The organism is Pseudomonas syringae group sp. J309-1, from assembly GCF_032582135.1.
Classification (GTDB): domain Bacteria; phylum Pseudomonadota; class Gammaproteobacteria; order Pseudomonadales; family Pseudomonadaceae; genus Aquipseudomonas; species Aquipseudomonas quasicaspiana.
Map to the genome: position 1 here is coordinate 52256 of NZ_JAWHNU010000005.1, position 25424 is coordinate 77679.

The following is a 25424-nucleotide window of genomic DNA, read 5'->3' on the forward strand; positions in this document are numbered from 1 at the left end:
CAACAATCTATGTCGAGGATGTGATGGAGGGTAAAGAAAACATCTACCAATTGATAAAGCCGGAAACTCAAGCCACCATAACTGCACCTGGTTCAGCATTACTGTACTTAAATACGTCGTCAAAGAACGCTAATCCAGCATGAGTCAGTACCAGATTGCCTTTTGCGTTCCTGTAGGCGATCCCACGCTGCTCGAGATTTTTTCTAACTGCAGATGCAAGAGCCTCCCCTTTCATGTTGCTGGCAGACATGACATCTTGTTTGTCTTCTCCCTTCCCGATCTCCTCCATGATCCCATCAGACACACCAGCTTCCCCGTCGCGCAGAATATCAAGTTGGTACCCCTGTTCATGCAGTCCACGAGCAAGGATCAGCAGCAGAACCTGTATTTTCCTGACCACCTCGCTGTACTCCTCATCGCGCTCGACTGAACGGATGTAGATAAAGCCATTCCGCATCATCAACTCAAACCCGATGTTCAAGTACAAGGGCTTGTAGCTCTGATCGTAGTTATTGAGCATCTCTTCGAAGAGCGGGTTGGGTTTTATTTCACCATTCTCGTAGGTGTCTTTGTTGATCACCTTCCCCGACATCAACTCTTTGTAGATGGCTTGGCTAAGCTGTTGTCTCACTGCCCTGCTCCTCGATCCTCAGTTTGTAATAGGTCAACTTCTGCCTGTCGTCCTCAATCACCCCTAACTGGAATCGGGGGGTTAGCACAATGTCCTCTCGGTGCTTTAGCCAAGACACGCCTTCCACTAGGTCAGCAATTTCGTAGTCGCTGATCTGCTGGGCCAGATGTGCGTGAATCGACGCATGGGCGTCAGGCCCGACCTGAACAGGCCACTCATCTATCAGCCTTCCAATTAGTTTTCGGCGCACGTCTGAAGCACGCCTGGCTTTGAGCACGTCCTCTCCAACCGGATCAACAGACGTTGTTGTTACTCGGGTATTTTTGAGTGAATCCAGGCTACTCCGCAGATGCTCCTGAAGGTGAAGCCAATGATCTACGTTATGCCATTCAATCTTGCTATCGGCTCTCTGCCTCTTCATGCCTTTGAAGGTAGAGAAACGCTCCAGTACCTCATGATCTTTAGGGATGAGGTTGCCCCTTAGTTTCCCGTCATGGAGCTCCCGACAGGCAACTAGTAGATCGTTGAAAACACTCTCAACCTGGTCGTACTCACGACGCTGACGTTCATTCTGATGCACGTAGCGCTGCAGAGACTTGCTGATGACTTCCACGTCGTAGCGATAGGAGCGAATGGATGCCACTGCATAGAGAACCTGCTGACCCAATTTTGGCAACTTGGCATCGCGGAACATCTCGGATATCCGCAGCAAGGCAGTGAGTGCCGGCAGGCCTTTCTTCAGAGGTTCCCTCTCGTTGAGGAACTGCAATGTGGGGAGAACATGCCTGCCGTAGATTCGGGTGATCGCCTGCAAAGCACCGCGAGCCTGCTTCACCTCGTCGAGGTTCTCAAGGCTCATCACTTCGACGATCTCCGCCAGGCGAAGAGTCTGCCCCTGAAGACTGTCCACGTTCTCCTTGATCTTCCCTTGAGCGTAGCGGATGCGTTCCCGGAGGAGCTTAAGCTCATCCTCGAACGTGTCGTTCCCCGGCTCAATCACTGTCAAATCGCGAAGCTTTTTAAGACTATCATTGAAGCTGTCGCACAGCGCCTCAAGATCGGAGCTACTCAGCTGCCGAAGACGCGATCTATCAAAGTGGCGAAATAACTCGATCAAAAACGGGGCGAAGGCAATGACTCCTCGCTTGGTGTCATGGTGCAATATCAGGCTTGCCCGGACGAGGTTACGCACGTCGAAGGCCGCTTCAATTTTTTGCCGATCGGACTTACTGTCTCCCAGCGAATCAAGCAACTTCATCACTTTGGACTCGTACAGGCGAGTTGACACTTCTTCGCCAGCCGAGCCTTCATCCATGATGTCGATAAGATCAAGAAAAATGTGCTTATGCTCGATCATGAGCATGACCGTTTTGTCTGCTGCAACGATCATCCGGCAGTGATCTCCGCAACAGCGTCGGCGGGATCTTTCTTTGTTCTCAGCGACTCGCTTTCACCTGTGTAGATCACTCGACGTAAGTGGCTGTATGCCCTGTCGGTGGCGAGAAAATGCGAAAGGTCGATGTAGTTTTCGATTACTTTCGCGATAGTAGACGTCGGCTCCGGCGTTGCCCCGAACAGCACGAACCCTTCTGACTCAGCGATGCCACGCGCAGCCTTCAGATTCAAGTGGCTCAGATTCGACAGCTCATCCATTACCAATGGCAAACAGATCTGTGTATTCGCAACCAGCAGCCTACGCAGAAGAATCGATAGAAGGCGGCAGTTAATCATTGCCGTAGTACCGTTGGATTGATCCTCTTCGGTGTACTTGTCATGCCCACGCTTGCGGTACCGATATCCAACCCGATCAATCAGTAGGCTCATATCCAGGGTGGTCCCCCGACGGCCACCGTTAACAAAGAACTCGGTACAGAAAGCTCGTAACCGTTCATACAAGCGCTTCTCGTGGAGCCCGGTTGTCATGAGGTTTATGGAATCAATATCGACCAACAGCTCTTCGAAATGGGGATTCAATACGCAGTAAATCTCGATCGCCTCGAGGTCAGACACACTGAACTCCGAGAGCTGGTCGTCTACCTCTTTCTCGAACTCCTTGATCATCCTTCTGGCGTGTTTGATTTCGTCGATTTGAATAGAGGTATTCGAGTTATGCGCGGTGACCTTGGCCTGGTAGGTCTGCTGCTCGCCTTCCAAGGTGCCAAACATCGCCGCGAAAGCTCTCCGACAGCTACGCATCCGACTCAAGTCATGGAAAGCATGGTAGCCAAAGTCTCTGCCCTCTTCGCCCAGCAAGTTACGTTTCAGCAGTTCATCCAAGGCCACTTGCAGAGCTTCTCTGCTCTTGGCTACCTCAGAAGCGAACTGGGAAATCTCCTTGATCTGGCTAGGGTGAAAGAAAGTATCGCGAGCTTTCAGCTTCATTTCGCGGATCGAAAGGAATCCTAAAGTGATCTCAGCTACGTTCCGGATCTGCTCAAGGTAATTGCGCAGATCTTCGTTTTCCTTCCTGACCCTGCCGAGCACTTCTTTTGCGTGCTCAACCTGTACCGCTAGGTCCTCCAACTCGCCGGCGGCATCCGCCACACTCTCATGTAGCTTGGCCAACTCTACCGTCTGTTCCCCCACCTCAAGTTCCAATGCTTTCTGCTGCTCGCGCATGTAGCCATGCCGACTGAGTAGTTGAACCTCTTCATCAGTTTCAATCCGCTCGCGGGTCAGCTTCTTGGCTTTATCCTTGGCCTGCTCAGCAGTCAACTTGCTGTCATCGTTTAGACGCCGAATGAGGTCATCACAGTCCTTGATATCGTCATCCAGTTTGATCAGGTCTTGCTCGTGCTGCTTCCTTGCTCTGGTCGGGTCGAAAGACATGAAACCAAATGAGGTCTCCTGGCTCAGGAAGCTGATGAACGAACCTCGCTCCTGGAATAGACAGCCAAACTCTTTGATGGCTTGCTTCTGGTCAGAGTTGAGTCGAGGAGTCAGCTTGGTGAACAGCGTCGAGTTCAAGCTACTCAGCACCGACGCACTGTGACGATCGACCTGCTCGAGAACAGTTTCCACATGTTCATCAAGAATTTTTCGGAGTTGGTCGCGCTGGTGGGAAAGACTGTTCTTATTCCTGATCGCCTGGGCTAGTTGCTCAGCGCTCTGAACCTTGTTTGTCAGGGTCTCGATCTCTGCGGTCAACTCTGCGGAGAGATCGGATAAGAGCTCGCGGACCTCATGCTCTGTTGTGCCAGGGTAACGCCGAAGAATCTCGCTGACCCTGAATAGCTGCTTTTGGACACCGTCCAAATCCTTATGCCGGAGACTCAGTGCTCCAGCCAGCTTCAGATACTCAGCCTTGACCAGACCGTGGTGCTGTCTCTTAGCTGAGTGAGCCACATCAAGAGCCTGATATCTCTCGGATGCTGCCTTAACATCATCAAGAATGCTGGACTGCCTTTCAGCCAAGGCATGCTCAACATCGACGATACTCTGAACGATCAGTTCGGATTTCGTCTCAAACAGTTGGAACTGGCTATCAAAGCCCTCCCAAGACCTCCGCGCGCTTTCTATGTCCGCCAGGCGATCGCCTTCTTTTTTCAGGTTCTCATAGTCATCGAGGATCTCGCTCAGGCTGACACTCAGCTCTGCATTCTTTCGGTCCTTATCCCCTTCGATGATCGTGGCGATAGTATCCGGCAGAGTGCGGTTGTCCTTCGCCCCAATGTCGAAGGCCAGGTGGATTAGCATCTTCCACGCGTCGATCTCGCGTGCGGTACCGCCATTCCTAAGAGGCAGCAAGCAGAATCGGCCCTCCTCACGATTAAGAGCCTGTTCACCGAAGAGCCGCTGGCGAATGATAGCACTGTCGTTCATTGCTTCCCCGCCCCGAGCTCGGAGATCCGAAAGCACACCAGAAAGTGAGATGCCTTCTATCGGAGCCCCCATGCCTCCATTGATGGGCGACTCAAGGTCCCAAAACATGTGCTGGATATCGGCATACTTGCAAGGTACTGCCATACGGCCGTATGAGAATGGTCGATTCCCGCGGTGCAGGACCAGGCAGAACGGGCCGTGCATGTTCTCCGCTTCGAGGATGATGAAGGAGTGGTTTTCCGGGAAGTAGTAGCTGTAGCTAGCATCAGTCGAGTAGTACGTCCCGGCCGGCCCCTTGAAGGCGAATTTCTTATTGCAGCTCTTGAAGTTCTCGTGTGGCAGCAAAAAAAGCTTCAATGCATTCAGCATCGAGGTCTTTCCGAGGTTGTTCTGGCCACACAAAGCGGTGTGCTTGTCCACGCGGATTACGGTGTAGGCATAGGCAGCACTGTTAACAAAAATCAGCCTGTGGAATTTGTATACGTCCTGGAACGCGTAGGAGTCGCTCAACATCATCAGTCCCTTGTCCTTGTCGACATCAAATAGGTTTCTTGCTCTAGCGCTTTTTGGCTGTCTCGCATAAGTCCGATCAGTTCATTGGTTTCCTTGGATAGACCAACAAACTCAAGGAGATCCTGTCTCGTTTGCTCATTTAGTGAGTATTTGGAAGCGCTTAACCGGTCGGCGATATCATAAGGGTACACAAACACTACCCGGTGCCCGTCTGGCAACCCTCTGAGAAGAGTTCGATACATTGTCAGCCCACCTAAGTCGACATCAAAAAGGCAGTACAACCTCTGGTATTGGATGAGAAATGGCATGTTCAGTCTGTTGGTGATCTGATTACCGGCGCTGAAAATGACGTCGAAACTTTCACTTTGCTCAGCTACGCCACAGTCGGCCAGGATGTCGACGGTCTGTTTGAGCGCTAGGAAGTTCTCGAGATTTTCCACCAGCAACGCCGCTGGTCGGAGAGTGTTAGGTGCTTCCCATCCATGCTTGCTCAGAAGAACCACGCTTGGATGAGGATGGACCACGCTTCGTGTTATCAAAAGCGAGCCGCTTACTGCTGCTGCGTGGCTACTTCCGTCGAAAGCAGCACCAATACGGCCCGTAATTTCTGATGGAGCGTGTTCACGAATCAGCTCCGCAAAGCGATCCTCACGTAAGACAGCCACCTGATAGCTGCTCTTTCCAATTTTCGACGTTGAAAACGTATCGAACAGATAGCCAGCACCCTTGCCATGCTTCTTCAACTCCTTAGCAAAAGCCTCAAAGTTGATCGGCTGACCAGAGCTGATTGAGTTCAGATAGGTGTAGATCCTCGACATTGCATCCCTTGCGCTCTGCGAAACAAGTGAAACCATAAGGTTTCTTGGCTGAAGCATATACTGCTCGTCGCGGTTACCGAGCTAAACGGCCCACCCGATTGAGCTGCCGCATACATGATGCGCTAGTCACCGAGCAGCTCGATCTCTCTGAAAGCATTCCAACGCATCCTTTGGGGTATTCGCAGAACACACCTGATGCAATGCCCGTTGGACTTCATACTCAGCGTATTCCTTTACCATCAACCCACTCCTCCTTAGAAATTCCATTCGGACCACCACCATAAAGGCATATTGAAATCACTCCCCCTCCATGGAAAATCGCCTGCACTACTTTTCCACCATGGATAGCCGTCTCGTTTAACGCCTTCGCGGGTAAAAGTATCCAAACAATACCGTTGGGTGACTGCCTAGAAATTGCTGCTGCAACTGGACCGTTGACGGCATCCTCAGACTGCCTTCAGCTGTTGACCACAGGCAGCAATCGGCCCAAATCGGTCTCTTAGTCGGAGCTAACAGCCCTGCCGAAGGCTGGTCTGTTAAACCGTAGAGGATAAAAGGTACGAGCATCCGCATCTGAGTGCCGAAACTGTGTGAGCAAAAGAGCTAGAGCGCTACCAGCTCGGCGATTTTTGCCGCAACCACCGCCATTGAATCTTCTGCGGTGTCCAAGCCGCTTCGGGAGGCGAGCAAGGGACTTACATTGCGGAGAGCTTCATAGGTGGTGTTGTGCACAATGGGAACGAGCTGGTTACCCGCCAGGAGTGCCGAAAGCTCTTTGTCAGCAACACTCTCTTTGGGAAGGCGCGTCAGCAACGCGGGAGTGACCAGCACAAGCCCGATTCGCGAATTCGCTAGGCCCTTGTCGATTGTGCGCATCATTGGAACACCGAGACCTAGGTCCCTCTCGCTAAACCAAACTTTCACACCAGCCGCCACGAGCAACTCGTGCAGCTCTTTGGCAGGTCCGTACCGATCGTCCCATGCGTGGCACAGGAAGACGTCACGAAGGTCAGGTTGCTCCGCTGCTCGCGTCTCAACGGTTTCGCGAATTGGAGTGAGGGACTGCACCTGGGTCGGTGAGTACGATACGGATGAACCTGCTCTCGACCAGCGCGGCTTTGAACTGCTGCTGGACCCGCCACCACCACCGCTACTTTTAGCATGGCTACCTCCATTGCCGACCGAGGGGGAATAGGACGAGCCATAACCGTCATAGCGAGAGCTACTGCGGGAACTGTTGCGATAGCGGCATGCAGGACAGGCCGCGGCGGCGGCAGCTGAGTTATGTCCACGTACTGGTGCTGTACATCTAGACATGTCGTAATCCTTTTATATGGGGAGCAACTAGCCCCAGGGCACAAAACGCGCCCTGAGCTCTGTTTAGCGACTAAATCAATTGCTCGCTTTTGGGCGAATGACGATGCGAAACGGTTGGCCGTTAGCACGTCGAACCACCTTTCCCGATTTGGTGGTGATCGTCATACGGTAAATGACCTCGCCTTCCGCCTCGGGCTTTTCGAACATCTCAAGCTGGGACATAAAATGCCTCCTATGAGGTGGCTCGAACACAGAACTCGCTCCCTTGCGGAGGGAGCCCATAAGGGCTACCATCCACAAGCTTTTTCCACAAAGCGCGAGAGACATCTGGAGCCAATTCAGACGTCTTTTCCCAAAGGCCGGTCAAGTTCGTACCTTGACCGGCCTTTCTGTTTCTGGCGTTCTGACATCCCATCCCAGCCCCCTTTTTGAATTGCCTAAGGTGCTATGGATAGATATGTATCACAACCACAAACAAACTCTATCATCACCATTTTGATTACGTCAAGCGCTCATGTGTTATCATTGTTGCTAGATGCGCCCGATCAGATATTGGATATTCAGCAGGACAGGTAAGAAGGCAAGACGGAGAGCAAATGATTGATTTGAGCGAATACAGCCAAGCGCAACGGGAGCGCCTGGTGTACATAGATTTCCGCCTGTACTTCACGGGGGCCGTTTCACGGACTGATCTCATGGATCGTTTCGGGGTGGGCGCGGCAGCTGCCACCCGAGACTTCGCGCAGTATCGGGAGATTGCTCCTGAAAACACTGAGCTGGACACTGTGACCAAGCATTATGTGATACGCGAGACGTTCTCGCCTCTAATCGTGCACTCGCCTGAGCGCGTGCTCACGGCGCTTTCCCAAGGGTACGGATACGGTCTAGATGGAGAGAAGCCGCTCATCCTGAACGAATCCATTTCGCTGCTCAGCAAGCCAAAGGTAGCGGTTTTGGCGCCGATCTCGCGCGCGATCAGCCTCAACCAGGTGGTAAAAATCAGCTATACCTCGGGGTCGGGCGAGTCTGAGCGGGAAATCGTGCCGTTCGCGGTCAGCTGCGATGGCTTGCGCTGGCACGTCCGAGCGTACGATCGGAAACGCCAGAAATTTGTGGACTTCGTTTTGGCTCGAATCGGTACGGCTCAGACTCAGTGGGGGACTAAACCCAAGAACGACGAAAACCAAAAGCACGATGATCAGTGGAATCGAATGCTGGATCTCCCCCTCGTGCCGCACCCTAATAAGAATTATGCGCAGATTGTGATGCTCGACTACGAAATGCCTGGCGGCGTGCTTAGACTTCGAGTGCGCGCAGCGATGGCTGGGTACGTCCTGCAGCAATACCACGTGGACTGCTCACCTGACCACAGCATTGAAGACAATGCATACCGCCTATGGCTCAGTGATCCCTTGGCTCTCTATGGGGTAGAAAGCTCAATGTTCGCGCCGGGATACAGAAGCCCAAATGGAGACTTGGGCGGGAGCGATAAAGTTGGAGCCAGTTGAACGAGCTGCGCTTTGAATGCTTGAGCTAGAACACATTCGACCTAGACCTCAGAAACAGAGGGGTTCTTGGGGCTCATTGTGCTGGGGCGACCATAGATTTTATGGCTCCCCCTCACGGCATCAGCTAAACCGACTCAGCAGCTCATACCCCACGTAGGCCATCATCGATCCGAAAAACACGGCCAAAGTGATCGTAAGCTGACGTAGCTTGGCCTGGCTCTGATCAAGGCGAGCGGTCAGAGCGCCAGTATGCTGATTCAGCGCCCCGATGATTCTGGCCTGCCCGTCGGACAGTGTCTCAACCAGCACCTTACTGGCCTGCAGTTTCTGGCCTGACTGCGCTTGTGACTGTAGTGAAGCGTCCTTCATGCTATTGAACAGGACTTGATGCACAGCAAGAGTGGCCTTGTGTTGGTGCTCCAAGCGTTGGCTAATCTCTGCTACAGCTGCTTTCAAACCAGAGGCTATTCACGCAGACACCGAATTGACCTACGTGCCGACGCAAGACTGCCCCCACCTCCAAATTGGTACAAATCCAGCGTAGGCGAAGGTTCGAGAGGAGTCAGATTGGATCAGTGGCATTTCGGCAACTGGATCAAATCGGCGACGCACGAACATGTAGTGCTCTAGAAAGTCGCCGTTCCGTCGTATCACTAGTCGTTTCATCAAGCGAAGTGTGCCTCGCCAGCACGCGAGCCTTCGGGCATGATCCGTTCAGAACTGCAATCGTGTTGTTCGAGCTTTGACGCCAGGATGAATACGCATGGAATGCTTCCACATCGACGAAAGTGGCTACACCGGATTCAACTTACTCAATCCTGAGCAACGCGTTCAGGGAGCGACTGCCGTAGCCATCACAGGTGATGAGGTGCCACGACTTAAAGAACATTCCGTTCCGGACAATGATTCCGGAATCAGGCCTTGCGCCGATGAATAACCTAACTGAATCAACAGCAGCCCTACTCTATGGTCCCTTACGCGCTAAGCGCCGCGGTTAACCGCCAATACATCACAAATTCTAGGAGCCAAAATGGCGTACGTGGTGGCTATGCTTGCAACCCGCTGGGGAAGCGAGCTGGGTGGATTAAACGTCTTCAACAAAGGCTTAGCGGAAGGTATGACTCAGGCCCTGCCGAAAGGCAGCAAGACGATCTGCTTTGTAAATCAGCAGCCAATTGTGGGCAGCAGTTCAGTCGCCATCGAACTTATCGAACATACGACGTTCAACGCTTCCATGCTCATGGAGGACATTGCCAAACGCTGCAAAGAGTTCGAGCCAGAAACGTTACTGGGAGTACTAGTGGTTGGACACGATTCCATAACAGGTCGGGTGGCCATCGACTGCGCCAAGGAGCTTAGTGAGCACCTTGGAAGTGGATTTAACGTCAAATCCGCCGTGATTGGTCACATGGACTACTCGGCGTACGCCTTCATGAAAAGTCAGAGCATGCAGGATGTGGTCAATCGCTCCACAATACAGCGAGACATCATCGCGACCGCAGATTGTGCTTTTGCGGTGGGCCCACTATTACAGCGCAACTTCGCATCAGCACGAAGCGCTACGCAGCGCCCAAGATCGCCAGTTAGGCCATTAATACCGGGCGTAGACAAAGTTGATTTTCAGACACACGACTCCCGCGTTGACCTGCACATTTTTATCTCGGGACGTCTTAACCGTGACGATGACCCAATAAAAAACTCGGTATTAGCTGTTCATGCGTTGGCAAAGGCATACGAGCGTGGACGTGCAATCAATGCTGAAGTGTGGCGCGCGCGCGGTCAATTATTCGCCTGGGGAGTTGACCCCGATTCTGATCAAACCGCGCTAGACGAGTTAAAGGAGATAGGCAGTAGGGGCGCAGCATTTGCGTTACACGCTGAACCGTTCTCTGACGATCAGGTAGCTCTGCGTCGTCGATTAGCCCGTTGCCATGTTGCACTGATGCCGTCGTGGCATGAGGGGTTTGGACTGAGCGGTTGGGAAGCCCTTTGTGCAGGCGTCCCGCTCGTGTGTTCGGCTCAGTCGGGGCTCGCTATGCTGCTCGAAGATCTGAAGCAGCAATTCCCAGAGATGACATTTAGCAGTGTCGAATTCGTCAATATCGGGGGCAGCACGACCTCAGGCACCCCCAATCCAGCGGACATCGAGAGTTTTGCCGACGTGTTGCTCGAGATCATGACTGACCTCGAAGAGCGTAAGAAGGCTGCTATTGAGCTGGCAAAACTAATCAAACGTGAATTCAGCTGGAAGCGCTGCGCTTCCGACTTACTTGAGGGCACTGGCTGGTACTTACCTGGATCCGTTCATTGGGCATCCCGACAGGCCGTGGGGCAAAAGCAGGAGGAGTCTCGTCTTGTGTTGGAGCGTATTCTCAGTGATCTACACCATCTGGATCTCGAAGAGGATTGGGGCGATTTAACGACTGCGTTCAACAACCTTAGTGATGCCGGCAAAAGCGTCAATGAAGAGAATAAAGCCGAGCTGCTTATGAAGCTGCGCGCTATCGGCAGCACTATTGGCAATCGCATGGCCGCCACGAGTCCAACCGAAGAAGCTGCGAGAGAGTCTGGACGTATGGACGTGTGTTGGCGCTTCATGGCGGCATGCTCCAACATATGCTTAAGCTTTAGGGAGTTTTCGGAGTCCTTTCCAGAGGCCATGCTGCAGGTGATCTGGAAGGATGAATTTTTAATAAAGGAATTGTTTTACTACGCCTCAGACTTTGCCGAAGAGTTCTCGCACCAGGCGAGCGAGATTGCACCAAAGTTCTTCAAGCCTACACAGTTACCCGGTGCGGCGACCTCATTTCCCACTCGGCTTGCACGCCTTGCCAGCAAATATCCAGAACTCAAGCAGCTCTTTACAAACATTGAAAGTGACCCAGCATTCGCGCTCGAACACGCGCGCTGCGTGAAAGTAACACGAGAGGCGCATGACATTGCTCTAGCCATCGTAGGCGACCCTGGACTTGCATCGACAGCACTAGCATTAATGGCGTTGGGCTTAGAACCGGCCCGACAGGTGGCCGATCAGACTGTCACTTTTTTCAAGAACTATTATCCGGATGCGGGCAAGGTCAAGGGTCATTGGCGTGGTGACAAGCGCGTCTTTGCAGCGCTTGCTACAGCAAGCCTCCCGACGCAGGTGCTTCTGAAGGTCCTGCATAGCATGGCCCTTGATGAAGATGAGAGTATTCGTTGGGCTGCATTGCATCTCGCGTTCTCACACACCTTGCGGCGACGGCTGGACGCTGCCATTGCTGCAGGGAGCCTCTGCATCGAAAGCTCCCTTAACGAGGAGCTAGGTAAAATTGTGGACATGGCTGTCGGAGCCGACAAGGGCCATCCATGGCTACATCGGGAATTCCTGACTCATTATTTGGAGGAGCGCGCATCGGCTTCAGAGGCCGGTAATCCAACTCTTTTGAGCGTCTTGGATTTTCCCGTGGCCAGATGGTTGATTGGTCCCGTCGTGGGTGGGACAGCGCCTCAACTCCGCGGCCGGACCCATCCGGAAGTGGCTGATACACGTACCGACACCCTACAGGTTGTGAAACGCATACTGCTCGTGCTGCCCCCCATCGACGATGATGAGTCGGGCGCATCACGAACTAGCACTCCTGCGCTAGGCCTGGGCCTGCTGGCGTCTCATCTCGCAGCGCAAGGCCACGACGTGCAGATCGCTGACTGCCACAGGTTCCCGAAGCTGCGCGCTGAAGTGTTGAGCCTGGCGCGAACTTTCGATCTGATTGGATTCAACACTGTGTTTTCCACCATAAGATCAACAATGAATATGCTCGTCGATATTCGCAACCGGACACATAGTACGACGCTGGTAATTGGTGGTCCGGCAGCCAAGCTCAATGCCTGGCAGTTCTCTATGGTGCACACGGAGGACGCCCAGGCAAGCTGGGACTTTGCCGTTGCGACCAATGCAGTAGAGAATCTGTCTACACTAGTGGCGAGTTTGAAAACTTCAGGACAGTGGCCTGCAGCGAAAGGCATTACTGCCAACCTCAAGAGCTGGAACGTCATAGGTCGCGGCATCCAACGATGCAACACGCCGCAGCAACCGTCGCTGGAATCGCCGGGGACTGCATGGTCGGATGTTTTGCTTGATCGCCGGATCTATCGCGTCGGCGATAGCCAATATGAGCCGGCCCGAACAAGGTCGAAGTCGCAGACGTTCCATGAGGCTCATCTGGTCATGTCGCAGGGGTGCGACTGGAACTGCGCCTTCTGTACTGAACGCAGGGATAAGAGCGGAGGTGAGCAACGCCGCAAAGTCGGACATGTACTCGCCGAAATTCGCAATCTATCTCTGCAGCACCAAGATATTCGGATTCAGTTCATTGATGACAACTTGCTACCGCAGATAGCTTCGGATGCGAAAAAGGGCGACAACAATGCCAGATACTCTGGGCTCGCATGGGCTAGCGAGTTTCTAGATGGCCTAGAAAAAATCAAGGAAACGACTGGTGATTCTTTTGGCTGGCGTGGAATCTTCCGCCTTGAGGACTTTTTTTCCTACGATCTGGAACTCGACGACTTCATAGACCGATTGCAACGCTCAGGATGTCGCATGCTCGCATTTGGCGTTGAGCATGGGAGCGAGGATCAACGGAGAAAAAATAAGGCAGCGAGTGAACTCGTTACCAATGCCAAAATTTCAGAACTGTTCCTTCGACTTCACTCAAAGGACATTCTCACAAAAGCCTATTTCATGCTTGGCGGCCCATGGGAGACGCAGGAAACTGCACTGCAGACCATTGATTTTGCCGTTCAGAGCGGCGTGACGCTGGCATATTTCGCGCTATATAAAGATTTCGCTAAGGCTACTAGTGTTCTGAGCAAAGAGCAGCAAGTAGGAGATCCAAAAGCTAAAGGCTATATTTATTACGATCGACTGGCGCTAGATTGGGACCAAGCATTCGCTCACGCACAAGCATTCCCTGACGAAATGAGTGGGCATTGCGCAATGACTAGCGGCCCTATAACTCCGGAGGAGCTGGAGTGCTACCGGCAGCTTTCAGCACTGGGTTTCCAATTTACGGACTTGGTCAAGTACAACGACTTTCACAATGAGGACTCCGATGGCGGCAATCTCCTACGCAGCATGACATGGGGCTCACCGTCGGAATACTTCAATACTGTACAACAAGCCTACCGGAAGTTTTACTTACGACAGAAATTTGTTGAAGACTACGGTATATTACTGGCGCACGGTTACTGACTTTAACCTTGAGTTTTGTATTTACGGCTCAATAAAATATTTTAGCAGACAGAATCCGACATACGCTTTCGGCACTTTTAAAGAAGCCGTCGACAATCAAATCTGAGAAGGTATCGTGACTTAAGTAGAACCGCCTCAAATCAACAGTTGGTGCTCATGATAGATCACTCTCTCAAGTATTAGTTTGAAGAGAGTGATTTCGTATGCTCGGGGTACCCTACAGGCAGGCCTGAGCCGCTAAGCGGCTCAGGCCTGCCTGTAGGGTACCCCGATCTACGCTTTTGTCAATTCAACAAAATACACATATAAAAAAACCGGCAACAAACGGCCGGTTTTTTTACAGCACTCACTCAGCACGACGCTTGCATTTGTCGCTGGGTAGCCTCGAAATGCCTTGTCTGAAAGGGCATCAGCGCTTGAACTTTCAAGCCCAACCCCTTATCTAGCCCCCAAGACAATGCTAATCGATCAACGCGGCCTTTTGTTGCAACGGCATGACTCTGCTTGTGAGATACGACAAGATTCAAAGCACGATTGGCCTCGGACACGCGAGAATCCGTAGCACATGTAAATTGAGTCAGTCGTTCAAACAGATAGCCAGCACGCCTAACCTCAACAGCGCTTCTGCCCTTACGCAAAAATGAGTTCAGTGCAGTTTCAAGGTTATCATTCGAGTACCAAAACGCACGAGCAGCTCTCACCAAGGCAGCGTCATCCGCTTGATCCAGAGGTTGCTTCGCCAGCCGTTCCAATTCAGTCGAGAGGACGGTGGCGCTATGGCTCTTCGTCATCATCGTGAGTCTCCAGATAATCCGCAATAATCCGCTTAAGGATCGAGTGTGGTGGTTCCTTGTTACCAACGTACACGTCAATCGCCTGTAAAGCCAGTCGATTCAGATCTGTGGTCAAGATTAGCCCCATCCGTAAGAGCTTTTCAATATCTTCGATGTCTTGCTCAGTAGCACGTCCGAGCTTCGAGATAGCTAGATCCAATGGGGCCGCAATGAAAATATGAATTGGAGAAGCGTCACCAAAATCTTCAAGGCGAATCGCACGATCGAGATAGTCCTCATGAAGTGGCCCAAGCGTAGTATTGAACGTGAGATCGTAGTTCAGGGCAAGGGTTCGCCCTGCAGGATCGACGAACGACTCAGGCGTAGCCCCTAGGCTTTCAATGAGCTCATCCTTGCTCAAAGATCGATCACAGTGAAAAATTTCGCCGTCAATATCTACCGAAACACGGTGATTGGTATACAGGTGTACCGCGACTCCACCAAAAATGATGATTTTCACAGCCCCTGGAGGATATTCCTCAAGCTCCTCTTCAACGCCTTTAAACATCGCCACAACTGCTTGCCCCAGCGGCTTGCTGGTATCAACGATGGCAGGAAGCACATCTGGAGCCTCTACAGTCACAGAATTCCCTCCCTGAGGGTACCAGTTGAAATTTAGAACGAAAATTGACACCACTAAACCAGCAATTCAAGCAGCGTTCCCACAAGACATTAACTGATTTATTAAAAGCCAAGCACTTATTGCTGAGCAAAATCGTATCAGATATCGACACATAATGCGTTACTCGATGCTCTAAGTGAGGGAGCACACGAACCAGCAAATAATAAGCAGTTGAAAAAACTCCACTCACCAACCAAAGAAATGAAATTGGCACACGGAAATCTCGTGTCCATCCCCACTTCCACAACTCAGCACCTTGATGGCGCGGGTGTGGGAGTTGATCGAGTCGTGACTCTCTGATGAAGTCGTCGATGGCACTGCCGTGATATCGGCCGACGCGTAGTTCACCAAACTAATTCCGGTCCTGAGCAATCAGGACCGGCACTGGAAGTTCAGTCCAATCGGATATCCAACCCAAGCCCCGGCAGGCACCATTCCTGCCAACCTTCGTCTACGGCCGCACGCTCTTCAGCGTTGGCACAAAAATCCTTGGCCAACTCAAACAACGCCGCCACTCGCTGCCGGCGCTGCTCCGTGGTCATCTCGCCTCTGATCCCAACGGTCTGTACAGTCTGGAGAATTTTCGTGCATTGGGCCTCATCCAATCCCTCCGGAAAGATGGAAAAGCACGTTTTCTGACTGACATGCAGCAGCGGTGGTAGTACGCGCAGGATCAATCGGTGCAGTACTTTATCGCCCGTGACCACTGCAGGTGTGCCAATAAATGAATAACCCTGCTGGCGTAGCGTCGGCAGTATCAACCATAGGTTCAAATCCCCCGCCCGGTTGCGCAGGTACGGCACTGTGATGTGGCTGCCCTCAACCTTTTGTCCCGACTGGAAAGCCAGGAAAGAATCCAGATACGAGTAGGCAGGCTTCGTATCCCCGTCGAGTTTGAGCGCCTGCTGACTTTTCAGCACAACCCCTAAGGCAGTCAACATAAGGCTGGAAGTGAAGCGCGGAATATCAGCCTGGCCAATTCGATCAAGCTCAGCCAGCGCCGTATCAACCGGCATCTTCCTCGACAGCAATGATTTCATGATCACCACATAGGGAAAAATGAGGCTGAACTGCGTCTTCAGTGCCGCTTCATTCCTGCGTAAAAGGGCCACTTGTTGCTCGGCGAAATTCGCTCGAAAGTTAAAGCCCAAATCGCACAAGGTTTGAGTCATCGCGTCTATTCGGGTAATCGGGTCAGCGCGAAACTCTGGATTGGAAAACCACTGTTCCATCAGCGCCGGCAACGGATTCAGAATGGACTGGTCTCGGACGTGCTGCGGCAGCTGGCGCGCCCAATCCACTTTACTCAGGGCATTGGTGTCCAGAAATAGCTCATAGGGGCCATCGCCTTTCTTTGCATTCAGAAACGGCCACACCACTGCGCAACCACTTGGTGTGAGCACGCATCGTTCGTCATAAGGCACAGCGATATTAAGTTGCTGCATTGGAACACGAACCTCATCGCATTACTGTTTTTGAAGCCCTAAATCTTATAGGTGACAGGCTACCCTTGCATGGCATCGTTCAAACGCATCCGCTTATTGATGATTGCGTCTTACAACTGTATCCAGCCGGCGTATTTATCCGCCCTGCACCGGAGGGGATTCTGCCCCACTGTCGCCTTTCGGATAAACGCTCATGACGAAGTCTGATTTCGCCGCCTGGTCCTGGACCGCAGGGGCAGGCATCGACGCAGAGATCTGGCTCTCTTCGATCTGGCCATCGACAGCAAGCTTCGAGCCTGCGACTTAATGAAGCCCAAGCTCCGCGTGCGCGATGTCGCTCCAGGCGAGTACGTATCATCACGCGCCATGGTGATGCAGCAGAAAATGCAGAGGCCGTCAGGATTACTAACTCCTTTTTCTATATTTTCGTCGCAAGTTCATCGTAACGGCAGAAAGCATTGGCAAGTTGCATCTGGCGGGGTGTTCGGCATTGAGCCTCAAACAAAGTAGGCGACGCAACGAGTACACAAACACATTTTGCACGTGATGTAGCGACATTCAGTCGGTTTAGGCTGTAGAGAAACTCCATTCCACGCGGTGCGTCGACGTAACTTGATGTTGTCATCGAGTAAATAACGATCGGCGCTTCCTGTCCTTGGAATTTGTCGACAGTTCCGATCCGAGCGCCCGAAATGCGGTCCTGCAGCTCGAACACCTGCGCATTATAGGGAGCAATGATTAATATATCTTGAAGCGATATCAGTCGCTCAACACCATGCCTGTCGATCCAGGTAGTGCCCGAGGCAAGGATTTCCTCCACGAGCGCTCGAACGCAATCAGCCTCTTCCGGCGATGAACTCTGATTGCCTTCAGAAACGACTGCAACATAGCGGAGGCCTGAACCATTGAGGCGCCCGGGTGAGCGAATTGCTTGAACCTCCAATCCTGGGCGAGGATGAAGACGCCCCTCGTAGAATAGTTCGGACGTATAGGAGCAAATATCCGGATGAAGACGCCATGTCTCCGCAAGAAAAAGACCTCGGTCAGGCGCAATCGTCTGCTCTTCACCAAGAATATGATGCAGAGCTGAAACATCAGTGCCTTCTGGATGACTACCCTGCATCGGCTGATCGAGTTGTTGCGGATCGCCTAGCAACACAACGCTATTCGCCGCTTGTGATACCGCAATTACATTCGCAAGCGCCATCTGCGCCGCTTCATCAATAAACAGCACATCTACGGAGTGCGCTGCATCAGGCAACGCCCACAGCCAAGCAGTCCCTCCTGCCACATTTGCTCTGCTGCCGATGGCGCTTAGCAAATCAGCATTACTTTTTACAAATCGCAATCGCTGCTGATCTGGTTCCATCTCTGAAGGTTTTTGAAAGCAGCAAACATCAATTCCCATTTCTTCAGAAGCCTTCACAACTCCATCGAGAAGGTTGCGGATGACCTTGTGGCTATTGGCAGTCACTCCGACAGTCTTCCCGGCTTGTACGAGAGAACAGATCATGCGTGAACCTGTGTGCGTCTTGCCGGCACCCGGTGGCCCTTGAATTGGAAGCAATCCACTTTCGATATGTGCCGCAACGCGGAGTGCGGCATCGAGGGCAAGCTCACCTTCATGCTGGATCGGTTGATTGCCTATACGAGGGGGCAGACGCATCAGAAGATCACGAGCGGCCTGAAAGGGTCCGCCTCCCTCCATCCCATGAGCAACGACATGTTCGCCGATGCGAACAAGCGCATTGGCGAGGACAGTAGTATTAATAACTGTGTGGGAAAAAACTGCCTCAGGATGAATATTTGCACTGTCCCCTCTTTTCTTAATATCGACCCAACGTTCATCCAGAGAAATTGCGTCGACGCTGCCTAGCTTCCTGCCTCCCAAAGTGTGCAGATCCTCACTGCCGCGCATCTCCGTTTCTTGAGGAGGGAAGCTGTAGCGATGAATGGGTGCCTTAGTGGTTCCCCCATTCACACCCACAAATGTTAGACCTGAAAGTCCAGCTCGCTCGTCGAGCAAATCTTCTGCCGCAAGGTCGGAAAGGCGGAAATACTCCCACCAAAGCGCCTTCTGTTCTCGCCGGTGCCAGTCGAGCGAATGCGCGAGAATCCATCGAGCATGCTCCTCGGCCGTGCGCTCCGCCGCATCAGTAGGAACCCTGTCCGTCAACCGTTCGATGAGCCCATTGATCTTCTCTTGCCATTCACCAAGGGCCTCGCTTGGCAAGCTCCCAGGGACTTCCGGTCGAAGAATGATATTGCCAACGTTGATCAAATTGGTGCGCTGTATTTCTAGCCAGTCCCGAAGGCGCCATGTAGATACGCAATCATCTCGGTTGTATCCAGTCACAACAGAACGATCAACATCATTGATGAACGCTAAATCTCCCAGCTCAAGACATGCTTGAACCTTAGCAAGCGCCTTGTTTGCTTCTGAAAGTTCTGTATCCCGGCTGAAATCGTATAAAGGCTCAAGCTTTTTGATCGAGTAACTTTCCACACTCGCTCGCAGACCATTTCGTATCACGCTGTAAAGGTCAACAAAACGTTTAGAGCGCAGAAGAGCATCAATCTCTTCTTCACGACTTGCATGACGCCCCATTAACCGTTTTAGAGCAGCCGGCTCATAGGGTGCGAAATGGTAAATGTGCAGATCCGGATATTGCTCCTGTCGAGCGACGACGAAATCGATGAAACGCTCGAAATTCTGTTTTTCCTCCTCACGAGATAACGCCCAGTCAGCCGTATAAGCGATGCCATTGTTACCATCAATAAAAGTATAACCAAACAAGTACTCAAGGCCGCCTTCCCCAGCAAATGGGTCGCCCTCCAAATCGAAGAAGATATCCCCGACTGAAGGTTCGGGTAAGCTCGCTAAACCGAATCCCTCCGTAACAGGTAAAAGTTCGTGAAGCACACTCCCTGCTTCGCGTCCCTCGACCTGAATGCGCGCCTGCTCTCGTACCCGCTCGTACGAATGTACTGCCCCGCGCGAGGGTCTCCATGGAAGCGGAACCGGCATTGCTGCTAGATCCGTCATAGTTTCTATGCCGTGCCGTCTTAACTCATCGATATGGACTTTGGTAATCCCGGCCACAAGCGAGAGATGGTCATCCTCTCGACGTTTCCGGTCGCAACGACTCTGCCAACGACAGATGTCGCAATGCTCCTTCGGTTCAGGATAGATCACCTCCCCTGCGTGCTCGATAGCAGCTACAAGGCTGCTTTTGACTCGTCGGAAGTACGCTGCGTAATCGTCCATTCGATACATCTGTGGCTCATACCGGGACCATGGAGCAACTACATAGCTATGTGTCGGGCAACCCCCTTGGATGGTGCCGACTAGATCGGCGTACAAGCAAAGCTGCAAGACAGTTCCACCTTTCGTCTCACGAGCAAGCTTGGTATCGATCACCTCATAAGACCATGTTCCAAGATTGCTCTCGGCCTCTACTCGCCTGAGGACATCCGTGCGACCCACCCAACCATTCGCGCGAAACGCGCCTTGTACTATGATCTCGTCCCCAGCGACCATGGCACTCCTTGTGCGCTTGACCGACTCGTCATCAACTCCGACACCGTCAATTATTGTGACGGATAGACCTTGAGATCGTAGGTGCTCGACAAAGCCTTGTTCATGTCGCGCGCCACGCTCCCAAAGAATCTGCAGCAATGGGTCCCAGATAGCGGGGCGTTCTAGCTCGCCATTCGCCACCGCTAAGTCAAGGCTCGTTAAGTGCCGGCAGTTAAGATGTCCAACTAAGTCAGAAGCACTAAGAAAAATCGAATCGCCTAGCCTTTGCATTTGATTCCGACCTCATCAAAAGTCTATTCAGATGCCCTGTCGTCCAAATGCCAGCTCTAGTGACTTTTAGGATTAGCCAAAGCGCATGCCCCGCTCGTCGAGTGTAGTCAATAGTGAAAGATCCACTGCGGATCGAAAAACAGCCACTCAAACATACCCCGTCGTGCGCTACCTTAGAGCTTCATCCTCATCACGACGCGGCTAGGAACCATGGAATGAATCGCAAGCAGTTTCTCGAGCAACCGGACGTGCTCGGCCTCATCGAGTGGCTAATCGAAAACCTCCCCACTCTGCCAGTGCATCTGAAGGTCGCACGCAGCAGGTTCGTGCGCAAAGCGATCGACTGCAAGGTTCAAGTTATCGAAGCGGTTCAGGCGGAATACCAGTGGGGCGGGAACTGGGAGACGGTCAAGGCGGAGCTGCGCCGGCTGCGCATCCGCTTGCGCCTTGCGGTTCGAGCCCACGATGAGTTCGCCACACATGAGGCCTGCGAAGCGATCCTAGCGTGGGGAAATGTCGATGGCGCCGTCGGATTCCTCAAAGAGCAAATGCACGACAAGAACTTGGTGAATTACCTAAAGCGGTGCCAGGCGCTTCTCGCGCTGGACCGCAAGCAGCAGCTCAACCACCTCACCAAGCAGAACATCCTAAGATTCGACTCGGGCATGACTAAGATCCATGCCCTGCTCGACACCACTGGCTCTCCCATCTATGACGGCCGGGTCGGTGCCGCCATCGCGCTGCTCTACCACCTGTACCGCCAAGGTACCAGCACCACTGCGCCGCAGGCACTGGACTTCGCTTGGGGGCCAGGGATCGGCGACCAGATTCGAAACCCAAAACACTTAAAGCTTGGCTACAACGGTACACCGCAACTCTCCACCACCAGTCGCCACCTTTGGGCACGGCGCCAGCTCCAATTAGGTTGGATCATCCGCGCGGTACTAGAAGGGTCCGAACTATTTTCCAAGCAGCCTCAGCTGGTAGACCGCTGCCACGCCTTTGAAGCTGGATTGTTCATGATGGGCTATGACCTACGCAGTCTAGTCCCCGACGGCTATACGATCCCAGTGCCGCCCAATCCTAACTACCGGGTACGTAGGATGACCCGAGCGACCTGAGATAAACAAGCTGATGGTTGACCTGTATGTAGTTCTCAATACGCAAGAAAATAGCCTTAAACACTCAGAAACGTTAGGACCTGAAGAGAAAGACCAAACAGCATTGGTAAAGAGACCACGCGTGAGCGTCAAAGCCTACGCCCGCCCACGCGGAAGCCGGGAGGATTCCACCCAGAGCCGGTGGTTTTGTGGGGGTAAAAACGGCCAAAAATAAAAAAGGGTCGCGAGATAAAATCTCGCAACCCTTTGATTTATATGGTCGGGACGGAGTGATTCGAACACTCGACCCCTTGCACCCCATGCAGCGCCGCTAAGGTAGCTAACTAACTGATAACGTTAGAATAACCAACTAAATTACCGTGCAAACTATAGGTCATTTTGGCGTTTTGCAAACCTTGCAAATCAAGGCCTTGGCGAATGGTTTTGATTGTTGCTGTGCGGATTAGCAGGTGTGTGACATCTGCGCCTTCCATGGGCCTCCAGTGCCCATGGATCACCCCATAGCCCCCTACTTTTCCCATTGAATGGTACGAAAAGTGGTACGAGCTACATCCCCCTCCCGGCGTCCTGCCGATTGAGCAACCACCCCCACAGCGTGCTACTCGTCACCCGGACCTGTCCGGAATCGCGCCACTCGATTACTGTATATAAAAACAGTGTAACGAGCAGTAATGATGCAACCTGTCAAACCCCCAAGCCACACTGAGGAGTGGTATCGATCATGCTGGGATGCCAGCGCCTGGACCAACCCCAGTGCCAACTACCGGTACCTGATGAGGTTTGCTGACAACTTATTAAAGATGGGGAGCGTCGACGAAATGGAGCGATTCGAAATGCTTGAGCTGGCCACTGGCGCGTTCTGTCACCACATCGAGGAGGCTCCGCTCGCCTGGAGAAATCCAGCAGCGGACTATCATATCTACAACGAAGCCGGGGTTCAGACAGGCAGCGTCAGCGGAAACCGGGTATTTCTTCATGGGCCAGGCGTGAAGCCAGGCCCTATGGAGTTCTTCGCCCAGATCCACGAGGCAGACGGAGACAGGCCCGTCATCACCAGAACCTATGCTCAATATGGCGTCTTCAGGGATCGGTACATTTACACCGAGACTGGCCAAAAGCTCACCCTTGTAGAGACTGGGAAGTTGGTTGACGGGAAGATGATCACGCGCCTAGATGATCCTGACACCTACAGATCGATCATTGATGCAGGGCTCATCGCGCTGGAGGAAGGCGACATGGTCCGTTACGTCGCGCTATGGGAGCGGGAGCAATTCTCAATTTTTAGGCAGTGTTCGAGTTGCTGCGACCGCTTCGAACTCCGCGAGGATTGCCATTCCTGCAAAGGCATGGGCTTCATAGAGGATCAGCTCTGTCCGAGCAGGCTGCCCGCAGGCCATCCTGCTCAGGGTGCATCTTCGAAGAAATGACGCCCCAGCTTCAGTGTCGGCGAGATAGGGATTTGAACCCGTTCCAACCATAATACAGACCGCTCAGGGCCATGAAAAACAAGGATCTTAAGTCGCACCGATGGTTCCTACCGGTCTATAACGGCCCTGAATATGCCCTATTTTTGCCCTAATCAAGTCCTTGACGTTAGGTCCTTCAGGCGCTTAGCGCATCTCTCACTCTTACTGAGTCGGAACTCTAAAGCACGCTCGAATCATCAGGATCTGTAACATATCCCATACACACGCCCAACTCGTACACCGCACCGGCCGCAAAAATTTTGTTTCTACCCGGAGCCTGCTCGTCCAACAGCTCCGCAGCAGCTAGATGACCCAAAAGCTCGACATCTATCCCCATGGATGCCGCCGTACTCAGCACCGCGAGCAAAGCTTCTCTAATTTCGTTAGCCTGTCGGTCATACATGGCGGCGTCTCCTTGCTTTCTTTAACCATAGCGGTATATCGCGAGGGAGAATGACCGATTCGAAATTGAATTAATGGTGGTAATCGCGAAACGGAATTGAGTGGCCCACAGCTCTTGAAGAATTGGAATCGATTTCCGACCTGCGCGGCCTGGCAGGTAATCCGCCACCCGTGCCCCCACAGAGGACTTAAAATCCCTCGTCCTTTGGACGTGCCGGTTCGACCCCGGCTCGGGGCACCAATTATAAAACAAGGGCTTACGTCGGTTTATCTGATGTGGGCCCTTGTCGTTATTGGTCCGCAATTCCTATTTTTCACTCATCCTCTGGCGTCCTGCCAACTAGAAAATCTCTCCTTTCTATCGCCCAGCATTTCCCATATTCAAGCTGCAGTGGCATATACAGCCACTGAAACTAATACGCCCAGCGATCCACACCTCCAGTGGAAATATATAAATCCTCGACTCAGAAAACACCCCAACTTCGTCAGGCTGGTCCAGCCGCGCAATACGCCGCTTTTGAGCATGGCTCCCTGGAATCTTAGTGAATCCCTTAGGGCATGATTAACCCAGCTTTCTGATCCGAACCGTAAACTCAGTGACCTGCTCGGGCGACAGGCAGTTCAACTGACCGAAACGCTCCAGGTGCAGGATCATGGCTTCGTGACTCCCTGGCTCACCGCCCGCGATGCGGCGGCAGGTCTTCTCCAGAATCAGTCGGGCCAACTCTGGGTTCTGGATCATTGAGGTATTAAAGACATTGGCGACGGCTATCGCCAACTTTGCCAGCTCTGGATGGCTACGCCTTAGCATTCGCAGAGTAGCCCGCTGCGTGGGTGTAATCGGTAACGGCACGGCACCTCCTATCGCCGGTTGATGCCCCAGCCACAGGCATCATTCATGGTAATCCACCCCCGGTACTTTGGCATCCAGACGCCTGCAAAAAACACCGGAGTAGTTTTCATGGGTACAACATTTAATGAACGTCCCATTATGCGAAGCAGGGTTACTCAGCCCAAGCTTGAGCCTCCTCTTCAGCGGTAATCCCACACCACACGCAGGTTTCGCCGTAGCCAGGCTCGTACTCTTCTTCCAGCCGAATAACCAGTTGGCCATATCGCTGACCATCATCAGTAACACAGTTGTCACACAGGTTTACAGTCAGGTTGTGCACAATAGAGTTACCGGTCGACAGGTCACCAGTAATAACGCATGTCTTCATCGATGGCTCCTTGATGATGGCGGCGCAGAACAGCGGGTAGGAGCCATGGAGCAGTGTTAGGTGATAAGTGCTCGGGTACGATAGCACATTGAGCGCTTCGGCCATCTAGGTGATAGCGCGAGTCATCGCTGCGATTAAGGTCTGCAGGGTCTGCCTATCATCCTCTCGGAACGAGCGCAGGCTCGCAATAACGGCATGCTCGTCGTCAGACAGCTCTGACACATAGATGGGCATTCGCTTGCCCGAAACGATGAAAAAAATGTCGAACCCCAGGCTCGACAGACGTTCTAAATAATCGGCTCGGGGTGAGCGACTACCCAGCTCATAATTACTTTGGGCATTTACCTTGACGCCGCATAGTTCGGCAAGTTGCGCTTGAGTCAAGCCTTTGGCCTTTCGTTCAGCTTTGAGACGATTTCCAAGCATCGAAGATCTCCGTTAAAAAGGATCGTAAAGCTCGCGTTCACTGTGTGAACTCAGCACGATCCATGCAACTGACTCATTTAATCCGAGAGCTTTTGAATGTTTACGTCCGACACAAAGACGCTGAAAGCAGTTCACAGAAATGCCGAGGTGAGCTTGGTTGAGAAGATGAATGGCACGCGCAACTGGAATGTCGGCTGATTCTCGAACATCTCTCCAGCGGTCATGCAATACCGATC

The 25424-nt window shown here is 52.5% G+C and carries 20 protein-coding genes, 1 tRNA gene and 1 pseudogene; 5 read left to right on the forward strand and 17 right to left on the reverse strand.

Translation table 11 applies throughout. The features are described from left to right. Positions 1 to 67 precede the first annotated feature (67 nt). The 6 genes from RX972_RS04135 to RX972_RS04160 all read right to left on the reverse strand — a co-directional run bounded on the left by RX972_RS04135 (position 68) and on the right by RX972_RS04160 (position 7323). Positions 68 to 631: a condensin complex protein MksE gene (locus tag RX972_RS04135; RefSeq protein WP_316872657.1), complete on the reverse strand. Its 564-nt coding sequence runs from the start codon at positions 629 to 631 to the stop codon at positions 68 to 70. Beyond that, positions 615 to 2021, reverse strand: a complete 1407-nt coding sequence (locus RX972_RS04140; protein ID WP_316872659.1) for a hypothetical protein — start codon at positions 2019 to 2021, stop codon at positions 615 to 617. The genes RX972_RS04135 and RX972_RS04140 overlap by 17 nt, the downstream gene beginning before the upstream one ends. After that, a complete protein-coding gene (locus RX972_RS04145) occupies positions 2018 to 4969 on the reverse strand; it encodes a hypothetical protein (RefSeq protein WP_316872661.1) in 2952 nt (983 codons plus the stop codon). The genes RX972_RS04140 and RX972_RS04145 overlap by 4 nt, the downstream gene beginning before the upstream one ends. Continuing rightward, positions 4969 to 5841, reverse strand: coding sequence for a hypothetical protein (locus RX972_RS04150; RefSeq protein WP_316872662.1), 873 nt, complete (start codon positions 5839 to 5841; stop codon positions 4969 to 4971). Before RX972_RS04150 ends, RX972_RS04145 begins: the two co-directional genes overlap by 1 nt. A gap of 546 nt (positions 5842 to 6387) precedes the next feature. Beyond that, complete coding sequence (locus tag RX972_RS04155; RefSeq protein WP_316872664.1) at positions 6388 to 7101, reverse strand: toll/interleukin-1 receptor domain-containing protein; 714 nt, start codon at positions 7099 to 7101, stop codon at positions 6388 to 6390. Positions 7102 to 7176: 75 nt separating this feature from the next. Continuing rightward, positions 7177 to 7323 carry a hypothetical protein gene (locus RX972_RS04160; RefSeq protein ID WP_316872665.1) on the reverse strand — a complete coding sequence of 49 codons (147 nt, stop codon included), beginning with the start codon at positions 7321 to 7323 and terminating at the stop codon, positions 7177 to 7179. 374 nt (positions 7324 to 7697) lie between these two features. Between RX972_RS04160 and RX972_RS04165 the strand changes: the two genes are divergently transcribed. Beyond that, a complete protein-coding gene (locus RX972_RS04165; protein ID WP_316872667.1) occupies positions 7698 to 8609 on the forward strand; it encodes a helix-turn-helix transcriptional regulator in 912 nt (303 codons plus the stop codon). A gap of 120 nt (positions 8610 to 8729) precedes the next feature. On the opposite strand, the gene RX972_RS04170 is transcribed toward RX972_RS04165, so the two are convergent. Next, positions 8730 to 8978 (reverse strand): hypothetical protein, encoded by a 249-nt coding sequence (locus tag RX972_RS04170; RefSeq protein WP_316872668.1) that lies wholly within the window; start codon positions 8976 to 8978, stop codon positions 8730 to 8732. A gap of 661 nt (positions 8979 to 9639) precedes the next feature. Here RX972_RS04170 and RX972_RS04175 point away from each other — a divergent pair. Next, positions 9640 to 13842 (forward strand): radical SAM protein, encoded by a 4203-nt coding sequence (locus tag RX972_RS04175; RefSeq protein WP_316872670.1) that lies wholly within the window; start codon positions 9640 to 9642, stop codon positions 13840 to 13842. A gap of 350 nt (positions 13843 to 14192) precedes the next feature. Here RX972_RS04175 and RX972_RS04180 read toward each other — a convergent pair whose 3' ends face one another. The 3 genes from RX972_RS04180 to RX972_RS04190 form a co-directional block, all read right to left on the reverse strand. Beyond that, positions 14193 to 14636 carry a hypothetical protein gene (locus tag RX972_RS04180; protein ID WP_316872671.1) on the reverse strand — a complete coding sequence of 148 codons (444 nt, stop codon included), beginning with the start codon at positions 14634 to 14636 and terminating at the stop codon, positions 14193 to 14195. Further along, positions 14617 to 15258 carry a DUF6036 family nucleotidyltransferase gene (locus tag RX972_RS04185; RefSeq protein ID WP_316872672.1) on the reverse strand — a complete coding sequence of 214 codons (642 nt, stop codon included), beginning with the start codon at positions 15256 to 15258 and terminating at the stop codon, positions 14617 to 14619. The genes RX972_RS04180 and RX972_RS04185 overlap by 20 nt, the downstream gene beginning before the upstream one ends. Positions 15259 to 15689: 431 nt before the next feature. Continuing rightward, positions 15690 to 16742 carry a hypothetical protein gene (locus tag RX972_RS04190; RefSeq protein ID WP_316872674.1) on the reverse strand — a complete coding sequence of 351 codons (1053 nt, stop codon included), beginning with the start codon at positions 16740 to 16742 and terminating at the stop codon, positions 15690 to 15692. Between the two features lie 216 nt (positions 16743 to 16958). Here RX972_RS04190 and RX972_RS04195 point away from each other — a divergent pair. Next, a pseudogene (locus RX972_RS04195) lies at positions 16959 to 17138 on the forward strand (hypothetical protein); the annotation flags it as partial. A 22-nt stretch (positions 17139 to 17160) separates the two neighbouring features. On the opposite strand, the gene RX972_RS04200 reads toward RX972_RS04195, so the two are convergent. Then, positions 17161 to 20553, reverse strand: a complete 3393-nt coding sequence (locus RX972_RS04200; protein WP_316872676.1) for a TM0106 family RecB-like putative nuclease — start codon at positions 20551 to 20553, stop codon at positions 17161 to 17163. A 215-nt stretch (positions 20554 to 20768) separates the two neighbouring features. Here RX972_RS04200 and RX972_RS04205 point away from each other — a divergent pair, with 215 nt between their 5' ends. Beyond that, positions 20769 to 21674, forward strand: a complete 906-nt coding sequence (locus RX972_RS04205; protein ID WP_316872678.1) for a hypothetical protein — start codon at positions 20769 to 20771, stop codon at positions 21672 to 21674. A gap of 256 nt (positions 21675 to 21930) precedes the next feature. On the opposite strand, the gene RX972_RS04210 is transcribed toward RX972_RS04205, so the two are convergent. Both RX972_RS04210 and RX972_RS04215 read right to left on the reverse strand, forming a co-directional pair. Next, a tRNA-Pro gene (locus RX972_RS04210) sits at positions 21931 to 22034 on the reverse strand. After that, positions 21998 to 22147, reverse strand: a complete 150-nt coding sequence (locus tag RX972_RS04215; RefSeq protein WP_316872680.1) for a hypothetical protein — start codon at positions 22145 to 22147, stop codon at positions 21998 to 22000. The genes RX972_RS04210 and RX972_RS04215 overlap by 37 nt, the downstream gene beginning before the upstream one ends. A gap of 198 nt (positions 22148 to 22345) precedes the next feature. Here RX972_RS04215 and RX972_RS04220 point away from each other — a divergent pair, with 198 nt between their 5' ends. Then, complete coding sequence (locus RX972_RS04220) at positions 22346 to 23101, forward strand: hypothetical protein (RefSeq protein WP_316872681.1); 756 nt, start codon at positions 22346 to 22348, stop codon at positions 23099 to 23101. 217 nt (positions 23102 to 23318) lie between these two features. On the opposite strand, the gene RX972_RS04225 is transcribed toward RX972_RS04220, so the two are convergent. From RX972_RS04225 to RX972_RS04240, 4 genes are all read right to left on the reverse strand, one after another. Beyond that, a complete protein-coding gene (locus tag RX972_RS04225) occupies positions 23319 to 23543 on the reverse strand; it encodes a hypothetical protein (protein ID WP_316872682.1) in 225 nt (74 codons plus the stop codon). 561 nt (positions 23544 to 24104) lie between these two features. After that, positions 24105 to 24395, reverse strand: a complete 291-nt coding sequence (locus RX972_RS04230; protein ID WP_316872683.1) for a hypothetical protein — start codon at positions 24393 to 24395, stop codon at positions 24105 to 24107. A 151-nt stretch (positions 24396 to 24546) separates the two neighbouring features. After that, on the reverse strand, positions 24547 to 24762 hold the full coding sequence (locus tag RX972_RS04235; RefSeq protein ID WP_316872685.1) for a hypothetical protein: 216 nt from the start codon (positions 24760 to 24762) through the stop codon (positions 24547 to 24549). A 105-nt stretch (positions 24763 to 24867) separates the two neighbouring features. Next, positions 24868 to 25188, reverse strand: coding sequence for a helix-turn-helix transcriptional regulator (locus RX972_RS04240; RefSeq protein ID WP_316872686.1), 321 nt, complete (start codon positions 25186 to 25188; stop codon positions 24868 to 24870). Positions 25189 to 25424 lie beyond the last annotated feature (236 nt).